We start from the raw sequence: 14,020 nt of genomic DNA, 5'->3' as shown, positions 1-14,020 counted from the left end.
CTTGCATGGCGGCCAGCAACCCCTGCATGTCAGTTATCCAGGCAGGTCGGGCCGAGCAGCACCTTCAGATCGCCGAACAGTGACGGGCTCGGGTTGACGCGGAGGTGCACCGGGAGGCCCATGACTTCCACCCGGGTGTCGCCTTGCAGGTGCAGCCGGACCTCCGAATTTCCGCGGTGGGTGCGCAGCACGTCGCCGAGCTCGGTGACCACGGCCTCGGTGGCCTTGTGCGTGGCCATGGTGATCACCACGGGCCCGTTCTGGCTGTCGCTGAGGTCCGGCACGGAGAGTTCCATGCAGTTCAAGGTGACGGCGCCGTCGTCGCGCCGCTGCAGGCGGCCCTTGACTACCACGATCAGGTCCTCCGCGAGCACCGAGGCGATGGGGCCGTAGACCTGGCCGAAGAACATGACCTCCATGGAACCGGCGAGGTCCTCGATTTCGGCGCGGGCGTAGGCGTTGCCGCTGGCCTTGGCGATCCTCCGGCTGAGCGAGGTGATCATGCCTGCGATGGTGACGATCGAGCCGTCCGGCGGACCGTCTTCGGCGATGATCGAGGTAATCGACCGGTCGGCGTGCTGGCTCAGGAGCCCTTCCAGCCCCTGCAACGGATGATCGGAGACGTAGAGGCCGAGCATGTCGCGCTCGAACGCCAGTTTGTCCTTCTTCTCCCATTCCGGCAGGTCCGGGATCTCGGTGCTGAGCGACGCCTCCGGCTCCTGGTCCTCAAAGCCGGCGAAGAGGTCGAACTGGCCGATCGCCTCGTTGCGCTTGAGGGTGATGACGGAGTCGATCGCTTCTTCATGGATCATGGCCAGGGCACGCCGGGGGTGGCCCAGCGAGTCGAAGGCGCCGGCCTTGATCAGGGATTCGATGGTGCGCTTGTTGCAGACCACCGCCGGGACCTTCAGGAGGTAGTCCTTGAAGGAGGTATAGGCGCCTTCTTTTTCGCGCGCCGCCACCATGGCCTCGACGGCGTTCACGCCGACGTTGCGGATGGCGCCCATGCCGAAGCGGATGTCGGTGCCAACAGGGGTGAAGTTGAGGGCTGACTCATTGACGTCGGGCGGCAGCACCGTGATGCCCATCCGCCGGCATTCGTTGAGGTAGATCGCCGATTTGTCCTTGTCGTCGCCCACCGAGGTCAGCAGGGCTGCCATGTACTCCGGCGCATAGTGCGCCTTCAGGTACGCGGTCCAGTAGGAGATCACGCCGTAGGCGGCTGAGTGCGCCTTGTTGAAGGCGTAGTCGGAGAACGGCAGCAGGATGTCCCAGAGGGTCTTGACCGCGGCCATGGAATAGCCGTTGTCCTGCATGCCCTGGGAGAAACCGGCGAACTGCTTGTCCAGCTCGGATTTCTTTTTCTTGCCCATGGCGCGGCGCAGGATATCGGCCTGGCCCAAGGTATAGCCGGCGAGCTTCTGCGCCACGGCCATGACCTGCTCCTGGTACACGATCAGCCCGTAGGTCCCGCCGAGGATTTCGGACAGCGGTTCCTCAAGCTCCGGGTGGATCGGGATGACTTCCTGGATCTTGTTCTTGCGCAGCGCGTAGTCGGTGTGCGCGTTGGCGCCCATGGGTCCGGGCCGGTAGAGGGCCAGCACGGCGGAGATGTCTTCGAAGTTGTCAGGCTTCATCAGCTTGAGCAGGGAGCGCATGGGGCCGCCGTCGAGCTGGAAGACGCCGAGCGTGTCTCCCCGGGCCAGCAGCTCGTAGGACGCTGTGTCATCCAACTCGAGCGTTTCGAGGTCGAGGTCGATGCCGCGGTTCATTTTGATGTTTTCGAGTGCATCGGAAATGATCGTCAGGTTTCGCAGCCCGAGGAAGTCCATCTTGATCAGGCCGAGGCCTTCGGACGTCGGGTAGTCGAACTGGGTGATGACTTGGCCGTCCTGGAAGCGGCGCATGATCGGAATCACGTCAATGATGGGGTCCGAGGACATGATCACGCCGGCGGCGTGCACGCCCCATTGCCGCTTCAGGCCCTCGATGCCCAGCGCCGTCTCGAAGACCTTGGCGGCCTCCGGGTCGGTGCTGATCAGCTGGCGGAAGTCGCCGGCTTCGCTGTAGCGCTTGGACTGGGGGTTCTGGATGTCGGCCAGCGGGATGTCCTTGGCCATCACGGCCGGGGGCAGCGCCTTGGTCAGTGTTTCGCCCATGCTGAACGGGTAGCCCAGCACGCGCGAAGAGTCCTTGAGGGCCTGCTTGGTCTTGATGGTGCCGTACGTGACGATCATCGCCACGCGTTCGTCGCCGTATTTGCGCGTGACGTAGTCGATCACTTCGGAGCGGCGCCGGTCATCGAAGTCGACGTCGAAGTCAGGCATGGAGACGCGGTCCGGGTTGAGGAAGCGTTCGAAGATCAGGCCGTGGTGCAGCGGGTCAAGGTCGGTGATGCGCATGGCGTAGGCCACCATGGAGCCAGCACCTGAGCCACGCCCGGGACCGACCCGGATGCCGTTGTTCTTGGCCCAGTTGATGAAGTCGGCCACCACCAGGAAGTAGCCCGGGAAGCCCATGGAGGTGATGACTTCGAGCTCATAGTCGGCCTGCTTGCGGACCTTGTCCGGGATGCCCTGGGGATAGCGGTAGTGGAGTCCCTTGTCGACTTCCTTGACCAGCCAGGACGTTTCGTCCTCCCCCTCCGGGCAGGGGAACCGGGGCATGTAGTTGGCCCCGGTGTTGAATGAGACTTCGCAGCGTTCGGCGATCAGGAGCGTGTTGTCGCATGCCTCCGGGTGGTCGCGGAACAGCTCGCGCATTTCCTGCGGTGACTTCAGGTAGTAGCCGCTGCCGGAGAAGGCGAAGCGCGAGCCGCCGTTGTCGTAGGTCGGCTCCAGGAGGGTGGAGCCGGACTGGATGGCCAGCAGGGCCTCATGGGCCTTCGCGTCGTGCTCGTGCGTGTAGTGCAGGTCGTTGGTGGCCACCAGCGGCAGGTTCAGGTCCTTGGCCAGGCGCAGCAGGTCGCCGGTGACGCGCCGTTCGATGTCCAGGCCGTGGTCCATGAGTTCGCAGAAGTAGTTCTCCGCACCAAAGATGTCGCGGAACTCCGCCGCGGCTTCCAGCGCCTCGCGGTACTGGCCGAGCCGCAGCCGGGTCTGGACCTCGCCGGACGGGCAGCCGGTGGTGGCGATGAGCCCTTCCGAGTACGTGTTCAGCAGCTCACGGTCCAGCCGGGGCCATTTGCCGAAGACCGAGTCCAATGAGGCGATCGAAGAGGCCCGGAAGAGGTTTCGCATGCCCACGTTGTTGTAGCTGAGCAGGGTCATGTGCGTGTAGGAGCCACCGCCGGAAATGTCGTCCTTGCGCTGGTGCTCCTCGCCCCAGCGCACACGGGTCTTGTCCGTGCGGGCGGTCCCGGGAGTCACATAGGCTTCGACGCCGATGATGGGCCTGATGCCCTGATCGGTTGCGCGCTTCCAGAAGTCGAAGGCTCCGAACAGGTAGCCGTGGTCCGTCGTTGCGAGGGCCGGCATGCCGAGCCGCTCGGTTTCGTCGAACAGCTCACCGAGCCGGGCGGCACCGTCCAGCATCGAGTACTCGGTGTGGTTGTGGAGATGGACAAACGAGTCGTTGCTGGAAGTCACCGGACCATTCTAGTGCCGCGCCGCGACGGCGGCGTGCAGCCACGGCGGTGGGGACAGAACCTCGGCGGCGGGCGCCCCGGCAGAATGCCTGTGGATTCAGGCCGCCCGTGCCGTGCGGCTCAGGCGTTTCCGGACTCCAGGACCTTCAGCGCGTACTGCAGGTCCTGCGGGTACTCGCTGGCGACGGTAACCCGCTCCCCTGTCCGCGGGTGGTCGAAGGACAGTTCCCTGGCGTGCAGCCACTGCCGGGTCAGCCCGAGGGTGGCGGCCAGCCGCGGGTCCGCACCGTAGGTGAGGTCGCCGGCGCAGGGGTGGCGCAGGGCCGCGAAGTGCACGCGGATCTGGTGGGTGCGGCCCGTTTCGAGGTGCACCTCAACGAGTGAGGCCTTCCCGAAGGCTTCCAGGACCTCATAGTGCGTCACCGAGTCACGGCCGTCCTCAGTCACCGCGAACCGCCAGTCATGGCCCGGGTGCCGGCCGATGGGCGCGTCGATGGTGCCCGCCAGCGGATCGGGAAGGCCCTGGACGACGGCGTGGTAGACCTTGTCCACGGTGCGTTCCTTGAAGGCGCGCTTGAGCACGGTGTAGGCATTTTCGGTCTTGGCGACCACCATGACGCCGGAGGTCCCGACGTCGAGCCGGTGGACGATGCCCGCGCGCTCCGGGGCGCCCGACGTCGAAATCCGGTAGCCGAGCCCGGCGAGGCCACCTACCACTGTGGGTCCCACCCATCCCGGCGAGGGGTGGGCGGCCACGCCGACCGGTTTGTCGATGACGACAAATTCGTCATCGTCCAGCAGGATCAACAGGTCGTCCACTACTTCCTCCACGATTTCCAAGGGGTCCCTGCGGTCCGGCACCACGACCTCGAGTACGGTGCCCAGGGTGAGCTTGAGGGATTTCCCGACCTTCCCTGCGTTGCTGGTGACGTTGCCTTCGGCGATCAGGACGGCGGCCTGGGAGCGGGAGATGTCCATCAGCCTGGCCAGGCCGGCATCCACGCGGGAACCGGCGAGGTCCTCCGTGACGGTGAAGCGGTGGTGCCCGGCAGGTGCGGTGCCGGCTTCGCCGGCCATATCGGCCGCCATGTCAGCGGCGTTTCCAGCTGCGTTTCCTGAGGCAGTTTCAGACATCGTTAGCCACCGTATCCTTCGTTTGGCGCGAGCCATCCAGGGAAATCCCGCGGAGCGTGAGCAGGCAGATGATCACGACGGCGGAGACGACCGCGGAGTCGGCAATGTTGAAGATCGCGAAGTTTGGCAGCTGGATGAAGTCCACCACATGGCCCATCGCGAAAGACGGCTCGCGGAACAGCCGGTCCGTCAGGTTGCCGAGTGCGCCGCCGAGCAGCAGCCCGAGCGCCAAGGCCCACCAGAGCGAGCCGAGCTTGCGCAGCTGCAGCAGGATCGCGACAGACACGGCCGCCATGATGATCGTGAACACCCAGGTGACGTTCTCGCCGATCGAGAACGCCGCCCCCGAGTTGCGGATGTAGAACCAGTGCAGCAACGGCGGAAAGACGGGGATCCGCTCGCCCTCGGTCATGGTGGTCGTGACCCAGAGCTTGGTCAGCTGGTCGAACACGTAGGCGAAGACCGCGAAGGCAGCGAACAGGACAAACAGCTTTGCCCGCCGCGGCCGGGCGCGCACGGGCTGTGCCGCCTCGACGGGCTGCATGGCGTCTGGTGATGGTGCGTCAGTCATAGGGCTTTCGATCGGGAGCCAGTGCGGGGACCGGGGTCAGGTACCGGCAAGCGCCGGGCACCTGGTCCGGTGCCGGCACGTAGCGGGAAAAGGGAAAAGCCGGCGGCCGAGGAATCCTCAGCCACCGGCTTTTAGAATACTTGGTTTTTGCCCTAGCTGGCTTCGCCAACCTCGGGAGCCGCAACGGAGCCGCGGGCGTCCAGGTCGCGCAGCTGGCCTTCAATGTAGGCCTTCAGGCGTGAGCGGTAGTCGCGCTCGAAGCCGCGAAGCTGCTCGACCTTGCGCTCCAGGACGGAGCGCTGCTGCTCGAGGGCACCGAGGATCTTACGGGACTTTTCCTGCGCATCGTTGACGAGGCTGCTGGCCTCGATCTGGGCTTCAGCGATGATCTTGTCCCGCTGCTGCTCGCCGTCGGCGATGTGCTTGTCGTGCATCTGCTGCGCCATGGCGAGCAGGCCGGCGGCGGACTCCGATGCCGGGGTGGCCGCGCTGCGTGCCGGTTCGACAACCTGGGCGGCCTTGGCAGCCTGCTCGGCTTCCTTCTTCTTGGCGGCTTCTGCGGCCGCCTTTGCCTTGGCCTCAGCCTCGGCCTTGGCGGTGTCTTCCTTCTCGGCCTTGACGGGCGCCGGGACCTTTTCCACCACGGGTGCGGCGGCTGCGGAGCTGGCAGGCGTGCCGGCGCCGGATTCGGCGAGCTTCTTGCGCAGCTCGTCGTTCTCCTGGTTCAGGCGCCGAAGTTCGACGACGATCTCGTCCAGGAAGTCGTCAACCTCGTCCTGGTCGTAGCCTTCGCGGAACTTGGTCGGCTGAAAGCGCTTGTTGACAACGTCTTCTGGCGTCAAAGCCATCTGGTCACCTCGTTGGTCTAGTTAGTCAGTAGGCCTTCCGGCCGTCAAAACTACGGTACCTAAATATGGTCTGGTTCCTCTAATTCAACACCGCAGTGTCAAACCGGAGTTTTCTTTCAGTTTGGGCCTTGGCCCGGGCAGGTCGCTGCCCGCTGCGGCGGCGGCCTATGCTGCGATCGGCTGGGCGTACACCAGGCCCTTGACGACCCACATCGCCACGCTCACGGCAACGAACAGCAGCAGGAAGCCGATGTCCAGCGACATTCCGCCCAGCCGCAGCGGCGGAATGAGCCGGCGGAGCAGTTTGAGGGGCTTGTCCGTGACCGAATACACAGCATGGGCGGTCACGAGTGCCAAACCGCGCGGCCGCCAGCTCCGGGCAAACATCTGCACCCAGTCGTAGACCAGGCGGATGATCAATGCCACGAAAAAAAGCAACAGAGCGATATAGACGAGCCCCAAAACAATTCCCATGAGCTAACTCATATCTCCATGTTCATTCCGGATACCGAAGTGTCCTAAGGAAAGTGTTACTTCTATTTCAACACGGATAATTCCGCACGGATGCCAGGCAGGTGTCCCCGCCTGGCATCAGTACCGAATATTCGGGCCTAGCTCTGGTTGAAGAAACTTGCCTGCGTCTCGCTGACCTTCTTGTCGTCGCCAATGACTTCGATGTACGACGGCGAGAGCAGGAAGACCTTGTTCGTCACCCGTTCGATGCTGCCGCGGAGGCCGAAAACAAGACCGGCGGAGAAGTCCACGAGGCGCTTGGCGTCAGCCTCGCCCATGTCGGTGACGTTCATGATGACGGGGATGCCGTCGCGGAAGCTTTCGCCGATGAGCTTGGCGTCGTTGTACGACCGCGGATGGATGGTCGTGATTTGCCGGAGTCCGGTGGTCTCTTCGCGGCTCGATGCCGCACGCTTGATGGGTGTCACAGGTGCGCGATATTCCTCTTCAGCGGCGTGAGGCTCTTCCCGGGGGACCTCGCGGACGGGCGCCGGCGCACGTCGTTCCTCGCGGTCCTGCTCCATGGATTCGTCCTCATCCTTGTGCGGTGTGGGGTGCTCAGACTCGTAGTGTTCGTCGCCGTCGGCGAGCCCAAGATAGATCATTGTCTTGCGCAGAGCGCCAGCCATGGTCGACTCCTAATCTTGTCCGTAAGCGGGCCGCTTAGTGACTAGACAGCCTTGGAATCCCCGCCATTACCTTCCAATACGTCGAACTTACCGCAGGGCCGGACGCGGACCGAGAATATCGGAGCCAATGCGCAGGTGTGTCGCCCCGAAGCGGACGGCCTCTTCGAGGTCTTGGCTCATGCCGGCGGATATTCCTGTGGCCTCCGGAAATTGTTCCGCCAGCCGCCCGGAAATGCCTGCCAGCTTTTCGAAGGCAGCCGTCGGGTCCGCCCCGAGCGGGGCAACGGCCATGACGCCGGCGAGCCTGAGTCCGGGGGCGGCGGCCAGCTGCTCGGCCAGTGCGGGGACGTCGCCGGGGGCTGCGCCGCCGCGGTGCGCCCCTTCGTCCTCGTCCAGGCTGACCTGGATAAAACAGTCCAGCGGCGGCCGGCCGGTGCGGTCGCTTTCGACGGCCATCGCCTTGGCCAGGGCGGAAGCCACAGCTTCCCGGTCCACGGAGTGCACGGACGCGGCGTACTTCACCACGGATTTGGCCTTCTTGCTTTGGAGCTGACCGATGAAGTGCCAGCTCAGGCCCAGGTCCTGGAGCTGCGCCGCCTTTTCCGCGGCCTCCTGGTCCCGGTTCTCCCCGACGTCGGTGACCCCCAGCGACGCCAGCCGCCGGACGTCCTGCGCAGGATGGAACTTGGTGACGACGATCAGGCGCGGTGGCGCCGCCTGCCGGCCCGCGGCGGCCACGGCGGCGTCGATCCGGCGGCGGACGGCCGCGAGGTTCGTGTCCAGTTGGGCCAGGCGGGGGCCTTCCAGCGCGTCCGTCCGGTTCTGATGATGCTCCCCCGGCGCCGTGGCGGGATTGACGGCGTTGACGGCGTTGGTGTCGGGGCCCTGCGCCGGCTCAGTCATGGCCATGCGCCCTTTTCCCGTCAGTCCCGTGTGTCCCGTCCGTCCATGCAAGCCCGGCGAAGCGGCCGGTGTGGCTGTTGCGGCGGTAGGAGAAGAGGGTGTCGTCCTCGAGGGTGCATCCCCCGGAGTATTCGATCGCGACGCCGGCAGCTTCCAGCTGGCTCCGCACCCCGGCCGGCAGGTCCAGGCCGGGGGTGCCGGTGGAGGTGGTGCACCAGGTGGCGGGCACGGCCGCGGCAACGTCCGCCCGCAGCTTGTCGGGGACCTCGTAGCAGCGCCCGCAGACCGAGGGCCCCACCCAGGCGCTGATGCGTTCCGCGCCGAGCTCCCGGAGGCGGGCGACGGCGGCGGGCACCACTTCGGCGGCGACGCCGGGCCGTCCGGCGTGGACGACGCCCAGCACCGGCGCCCCGGCCGGGTCCTCGCCGACCAGGACCACCGGCACACAGTCCGCCACCAGGACGGCCAGCGGCTCTGTCAGGGAGACCATGGCATCGGCCGTGGGCGCGGCCGGACCTTGGCCGGCGGCGTCCGCGGCCGTGGACCCAACGATGGTGGCGACGTCACTGCCGTGGACCTGGTTCATGTACCGGAACGAGCGCCCGCCGAGCCCGGCGGCCGCTTCGAGCTCCGCGCGCCGGCGGCGGACCGCCACGGGGTCATCACCGACATGCAGTGCCAGGTTCCCGGCCCCGGCGTCGGTGAAAGCCACCCATACGCCCGGCCGGACTTCAGCCCGCCAGCAAAACAATCACAACACCGCCATCAACATGTCCGGAATACCTGCGTTCATACAATCCACCGTAACCCGCCGCAAAGCAGCATGGCACCGCCGGACGGCGGTGCCATGCTGAAGCGGGGCTATTTACTTGAGGAAGTCCGGGACATCCAGGTCATCGGAGTGCCGGCCGGACAGGTCCGGCTCCACGACGGCCGGAAGGTCGACGTCAAAGCCCGAATCGGCCGGCACCGCAGAGGGACGCTGCTGGCCCCAGCCGCCGTAGCCGGAAGCGCCGACAGTGGCGTGCAGCGGCTGGACCGGGGCGGAGGCAGGTGCCTGCGCCGGGGCGGGGGCGGCGGACGTGGGCCGCTGCGGCGCAGCCGGCAGGGACTGGTCCATGGACGGTGACGTGGCCTTCACGTCGTCGAAGCCGGCGGCGATGACGGTGACGCGTGCCTCGTCGCCAAGGGCGTCGTCGATCACGGCGCCGAAGATGATGTTCGCCTCCGGGTGGGCGACTTCCTGGACCAGGCGGGCTGCCTCATTGATTTCGAACAGGCCAAGGTCCGAGCCGCCCTGGATGGACAGCAGCACACCGTGCGCGCCGTCGATCGATGCTTCCAGCAGCGGGGAGGCGATGGCCAGCTCCGCAGCCTTCACGGCGCGGTCTTCGCCGCGGGCGGAACCGATGCCCATCAGCGCGGAACCGGCACCCTGCATGACCGACTTGACGTCGGCGAAGTCGAGGTTGATCAGGCCGGGGGTGGTGATGAGGTCCGTGATGCCCTGGACACCGGAGAGCAGGACCTGGTCGGCGGAACGGAACGCGTCCAGGACCGAGACGTTGCGGTCGCTGATGGAGAGCAGGCGGTCGTTCGGGATCACGATCAGGGTGTCGACTTCATCGCGCAGGGCGTCAATGCCGGCCTCGGCGGAGCCGGCCCGGCGGCGGCCTTCGAACGTGAAGGGGCGCGTCACGACGCCGATGGTCAGGGCGCCCAGGGACCGGGCGATCCGGGCGACGACGGGGGCGCCGCCGGTGCCGGTTCCGCCGCCTTCGCCGGCGGTGACGAAGACCATGTCTGCTCCCCGGATGACCTCTTCGATTTCATCAGCGTGGTCCTCCGCGGCCTGCCGGCCAACTTCAGGGTTCGCGCCAGCACCGAGTCCACGGGTCAGCTCACGCCCGACGTCGAGCTTGACGTCGGCATCGCTCATCAACAATGCCTGGGCATCGGTGTTGATGGCGATGAATTCGACGCCGCGAAGACCGACCTCGATCATGCGGTTGACTGCGTTCACGCCACCGCCGCCGATGCCGACGACCTTGATGACGGCCAAGTAATTCTGCGGAGCTGCCACGTTACGTGTCCCTTGTTCGTGTACTAATGCGAAAACTGATCGAGTCCTGCTTGAAGCTTTGAACCTTAACCTTCGACTTGAAGGTTATAGTTATGTCAAGTAACTCATGTCTGTGACGGTATTTCCTATGCAGGGGACATTCAATAACCGGCGCCGCGTGTCGCGCGAATACCGGGCAAATAGCCCCTGTAAGTAGTCCCGCGGGCACCTGGACGTCCGCTGGACATCCGGACCGCGGCGGATCTGATCGCCGGCTACCGCGTGACAGGGTGCCGGGGCACGCTGACATCGTAGACCTTCACCGGGTTCTTCGGGTCGGCCGGGACCTTCAGGAGGGCAGATAGAACCCGGGCCTTCAGCTCCTTCTCCCCCGCGTTGCCCCACACAATTGTCTGCCCGTCGACGAGTTTGAGTTCGACGGCGTCGGCAGACGCGGCAGAGGCGTTGGAGAGCCGCGCCAGCACATCGGCCGGCAGGGCCCCCAGCACCGCCGTGATGGCCTGGAACAGGTCCTTCGGCAGCGTTCCGCTGCCGCCGTCGATCACCGGCAGCGATACCGACGCGGCATCGGCGGTGGTGCTGAGCTGGACACCGTCGACGTCCACCAGCTGGAACGTTTTGCCCTGCTTGACCAGGGCCACGGGAACGCGCTCGGTGACGTGCACCTGCAACGTGGCGGGCGGCAGCGCCTTCGCCGTGACGCCCTTGACTTGGACCAGCGGCTTGAGCAGGGCCGTGACCTCCTCCTCGCTGATCTGCGGCAGCGGCTTGCCCTGAAGGGGCGCGAGGGCGGCCTGGACCTGGTCCGGGTGCAGCATTTTTGTGCCCTCCACCGTGACCGTCCGCAGGGCCAGCACAGGTGAGTAGACGGCGGCCGCGACGATGCCCGCCATCACCACGGCCACGATCCCGATGGTGCTGAGCAGGATCCGCCGGCGGCGCTTGCCCTTGGGTTCGGGGAAGGAGAGCACCTTGCCGGGCCCGTTGTCCGGTGTGCCCTGCAGGTTCTGCGTATTGCGGACCGGACCGCCGGCAGTTTCCGCGGCGGTCTTGGACGCCGAAATGACATCCGTGCCCGTTCCGCCGGACGGCGGCCGGGAGCCGGTTCCGGCATTAGTGCCGGCGCTGGTTCCGCCGGTGCCTGATCCCCCGCGGTAGGTGGGGCGCCTGGCGCTAGGCACCGGCGGCCTCGGCCGTCAGGGCCTCGACAACCAGCGGCCCGTAGGCCGTGACGTCACCGGCGCCGGCGGTCAGCACGATATCCCCCGGTCCGGCGGCCGCCAGCAGTGCCCGCACAGCCTCCCCGTCGGGTCCGACAAGGCGGCCGCCTGGGCCCAGGTGCTCGGCGATCAGCCCGCTGGTGACGCCTGGAATGGGATCCTCGCGGGCAGGATAGATGTCCAGGACCAGGGCCGTGTCCGCCGTGTTGAGCGCTTCGGCGAACTCGCGGGCAAATTCGCGGGTCCGGGAAAACAGGTGCGGCTGGAAGAGCACATGCACCTTGTGCTGCCCGGCGACCGCCCGTGCCGCGGACAGCGCGGCGCGGACTTCCGTGGGGTGGTGGGCATAGTCGTCGTAGACGCGGACGCCGCGGCCTTCCCCCTTGAACTCGAAACGGCGCGAGGCGCCGGAGAAGTGGGCCAGTGCCGCCGCAGCGGTGTCCGGCGCGACGCCGAGTTCGATCGCCACGGCGAAGGCTGCGGCAGCGTTGAGCGCGTTGTGCCGGCCCGGAACCTGGAGTTCGACGCCGAACGTGCCCGCCGTCGTCGAGATCGCCATCCGGCCAGGTCCCGCGTCGTGCAGCCGGATGGCGGCGTCGTCGGCCGTTCCGTACAGGACCACGCGGGTGTTGCCGCGGGCCAGGGTGCGCTCGGCCAGCGCCCTGGCTCCGGGGTCGTCCGCGCACGCCACCAGGACGCCGTCGGCCGGGAGCAGGGCCGTGAAGCTGTCAAAGGAGGCATAGACGGCCTCGGCGGTGCCGTAGAAGTCCAGGTGGTCCGGCTCGACGTTGGTCACCACGGCGATCGTGGGGCGGTAGTTCAGGAAGGAGCCGTCCGACTCGTCGGCCTCGGCGACGAAGATCCCCGCCGTTCCGTGCGCCGCGTTGACCCCGAGCGCCGGGACGTTGGCGCCGATCGCGAACGAGGGGTCCAGTCCGGCGCCCTGCAGCAGCACCGTGATCATGGAGGTCGTGGTGGACTTGCCGTGCGTTCCGGCGACTGCCACCACGGTGTCATCCGCCATCGTGGCGGCCAGCGCCTCGGAGCGGTGCAGCACCGGGAGTCCGGCGGCMCGGGCCGCCGTGAGCTCGGGGTTGTCGGGCCGGATCGCAGAGCCGGCGACCACCGTCTGGGCGTCTCCCAGGTTGCCGGGAGCGTAGCCCACGGCGATCCGCGCCCCGGCGGCGGCGAGGTCCGCCATGACGGGCAGCGACTTGGCGTCGGAGCCGCTCACCGGGATGCCGCGGGCCACCATGATGCGGGCAACGGCGGACATGCCGACGCCGCCTATGCCGATGAAGTGAACGCGGCCGAGGGATTCCAGGGCACGCGTGCCGTGTTGGGGCTGGGTCATTGCTCTACTGCTTCCTGCCGTGCTGGTTCGTGCCCTGCTGTTTCGGACGCTGCCGGTTCCCGCTGTGCTCGTTCGAGGACGCGACTTCGAGGATGAGATCGGCCATGCGCCGGTCCGCGTTGCGGATGCCGAGCTGTTCGGAGCTCGCGGCCATCCGGGCCAGCCTGTCCCTGTCCTGCAGCAGGGGAATGATGTTGCCGCTGATCCAGTCCGCGGAGAACGCCTTGTCATCGACGATCAACGCGCCTCCAGCGGCAACCAGGCCCGCGGCGTTCAGGGCCTGCTCGCCGTTGCCGATGGGCAGGGGGACGAAGACGGCGGGCACGCCCACGGCGGCCACCTCGCAGACCGTGGCGGCTCCGGCGCGGGCCAGCAGCAGGTCCGCCGCGGCGTAGACGGTTTCCATGCCGTCCACGTACTCCACCTGCCGGTAGCCCGGCGCGGCGAGCGGCTTGCCGTCGGCGTCGTGGACGGACTTGCCGCGGCCGGTGATGTGCAGGGTCTGCACTCCGGCGTCGGCGAGGGCTCCCACGGCCGCGGCGAGGGACCGGTTGATGCTCTGGGCGCCCGAGGAGCCGCCGGTGACGATCAGCGTCGGCCTGTCCGCGTCCAGGCCGAGCGCCTGCCGTGCACCGGCCCGGGCAGCCGCGCGGTCGAGGCCGGAAATTTCGGGGCGCATGGGCATGCCGACGTGCCGGGCGGCGCGGCCCAGCTTGGTCGCGGCGAAGGCCACCGCCACGTGGGCGCCGAGGGCTGCGCCGACGCGGTTTGCCAGGCCGGGACGGGTGTTGGCTTCGTGGACCACGATCGGGATTCTCCGGCGCCGGGCCGCGAGGTACATCGGCGTGCACACGTACCCGCCGACCCCCACCAGGACGTCGGCGCCTGCCTCATCCAGGATGGAGCCCGCCTGCTTCACCGCACCGGCCATCCGGGCCGGCAGCCGCAGCAGGTCCGCGGAAGGCTTGCGCGGGAGCGGGACACGGCTGATGGTGGCGAGGTCCAGGCCGGCCGCCGGGACGAGCCGCGCTTCCATTCCCCCGGGGGTCCCGACAGCCAGGAGCTGCACTCCGGGGCGGGACTGCCGGAGGGCGCCGGCGATTGCCAGCAGCGGGCTGATATGGCCGGCGGTTCCGCCGCCGGCAAGGACCACGGACAAGGGCGACTCGGTGTTCATGA

At 67.3% G+C, this 14,020-nt stretch carries 12 protein-coding genes; all 12 read right to left on the bottom strand.

The genetic code is table 11. The annotated features are described in order from the left end of the window. Positions 1-29: 29 nt before the first annotated feature. The 12 genes from dnaE to murG all read right to left on the bottom strand — a co-directional run bounded on the left by dnaE (position 30) and on the right by murG (position 14,018). Positions 30-3,587, bottom strand: a complete 3,558-nt coding sequence (gene dnaE / locus AC1DXI_RS00455) for a DNA polymerase III subunit alpha (RefSeq protein ID WP_018772357.1) — start codon at positions 3,585-3,587, stop codon at positions 30-32. A gap of 119 nt (positions 3,588-3,706) precedes the next feature. After that, complete coding sequence (locus tag AC1DXI_RS00450; RefSeq protein ID WP_476937040.1) at positions 3,707-4,675, bottom strand: RluA family pseudouridine synthase; 969 nt, start codon at positions 4,673-4,675, stop codon at positions 3,707-3,709. Positions 4,676-4,712: 37 nt separating this feature from the next. Then, on the bottom strand, positions 4,713-5,291 hold the full coding sequence (gene lspA, locus AC1DXI_RS00445; protein WP_476936995.1) for a signal peptidase II: 579 nt from the start codon (positions 5,289-5,291) through the stop codon (positions 4,713-4,715). A 152-nt stretch (positions 5,292-5,443) separates the two neighbouring features. Beyond that, on the bottom strand, positions 5,444-6,139 hold the full coding sequence (locus AC1DXI_RS00440) for a DivIVA domain-containing protein (protein WP_018772354.1): 696 nt from the start codon (positions 6,137-6,139) through the stop codon (positions 5,444-5,446). A gap of 165 nt (positions 6,140-6,304) precedes the next feature. Further along, positions 6,305-6,613, bottom strand: coding sequence for a YggT family protein (locus AC1DXI_RS00435; protein WP_018772353.1), 309 nt, complete (start codon positions 6,611-6,613; stop codon positions 6,305-6,307). A 137-nt stretch (positions 6,614-6,750) separates the two neighbouring features. Beyond that, on the bottom strand, positions 6,751-7,281 hold the full coding sequence (locus AC1DXI_RS00430) for a cell division protein SepF (protein WP_026266243.1): 531 nt from the start codon (positions 7,279-7,281) through the stop codon (positions 6,751-6,753). A gap of 87 nt (positions 7,282-7,368) precedes the next feature. Continuing rightward, positions 7,369-8,184 carry a YggS family pyridoxal phosphate-dependent enzyme gene (locus AC1DXI_RS00425; RefSeq protein ID WP_476936994.1) on the bottom strand — a complete coding sequence of 272 codons (816 nt, stop codon included), beginning with the start codon at positions 8,182-8,184 and terminating at the stop codon, positions 7,369-7,371. Then, a complete protein-coding gene (locus AC1DXI_RS00420; RefSeq protein ID WP_476936993.1) occupies positions 8,177-8,935 on the bottom strand; it encodes a purine nucleoside phosphorylase YfiH/LACC1 family protein in 759 nt (252 codons plus the stop codon). The genes AC1DXI_RS00425 and AC1DXI_RS00420 overlap by 8 nt, the downstream gene beginning before the upstream one ends. Before the next feature lie 114 nt (positions 8,936-9,049). Further along, positions 9,050-10,267, bottom strand: a complete 1,218-nt coding sequence (gene ftsZ, locus AC1DXI_RS00415) for a cell division protein FtsZ (protein ID WP_026266241.1) — start codon at positions 10,265-10,267, stop codon at positions 9,050-9,052. A gap of 254 nt (positions 10,268-10,521) precedes the next feature. Then, the gene (locus AC1DXI_RS00410; protein ID WP_476936992.1) at positions 10,522-11,448 is read right to left on the bottom strand and encodes a cell division protein FtsQ/DivIB; all 927 of its coding nucleotides are present in this window, start codon (positions 11,446-11,448) and stop codon (positions 10,522-10,524) included. Then, complete coding sequence (gene murC / locus AC1DXI_RS00405) at positions 11,441-12,841, bottom strand: UDP-N-acetylmuramate--L-alanine ligase (RefSeq protein WP_476936991.1); 1,401 nt, start codon at positions 12,839-12,841, stop codon at positions 11,441-11,443. Before murC ends, AC1DXI_RS00410 begins: the two co-directional genes overlap by 8 nt. Before the next feature lie 4 nt (positions 12,842-12,845). Then, a complete protein-coding gene (murG, locus tag AC1DXI_RS00400) occupies positions 12,846-14,018 on the bottom strand; it encodes an undecaprenyldiphospho-muramoylpentapeptide beta-N-acetylglucosaminyltransferase (protein WP_476936990.1) in 1,173 nt (390 codons plus the stop codon). Positions 14,019-14,020 lie beyond the last annotated feature (2 nt).

It is taken from the genome of Arthrobacter sp. P1_H7 (assembly GCF_056405215.1).
This window is presented reverse-complemented; position numbering and strand designations above follow the sequence as displayed.

Bases quoted from the DNA above. Each gene is read 5' to 3' on its own strand.
- AC1DXI_RS00450 (WP_476937040.1), bottom strand. From the start codon at position 4,675: ATGGCGGCCGATATGGCCGGCGAAGCCGGCACCGCACCTGCCGGGCAC.
- lspA (WP_476936995.1), bottom strand. From the start codon at position 5,291: ATGACTGACGCACCATCACCAGACGCCATGCAGCCCGTCGAGGCGGCA.
- AC1DXI_RS00440 (WP_018772354.1), bottom strand. From the start codon at position 6,139: ATGGCTTTGACGCCAGAAGACGTTGTCAACAAGCGCTTTCAGCCGACC.
- AC1DXI_RS00435 (WP_018772353.1), bottom strand. From the start codon at position 6,613: ATGGGAATTGTTTTGGGGCTCGTCTATATCGCTCTGTTGCTTTTTTTC.
- AC1DXI_RS00430 (WP_026266243.1), bottom strand. From the start codon at position 7,281: ATGGCTGGCGCTCTGCGCAAGACAATGATCTATCTTGGGCTCGCCGAC.
- AC1DXI_RS00425 (WP_476936994.1), bottom strand. From the start codon at position 8,184: ATGACTGAGCCGGCGCAGGGCCCCGACACCAACGCCGTCAACGCCGTC.
- murG (WP_476936990.1), bottom strand. From the start codon at position 14,018: ATGAACACCGAGTCGCCCTTGTCCGTGGTCCTTGCCGGCGGCGGAACC.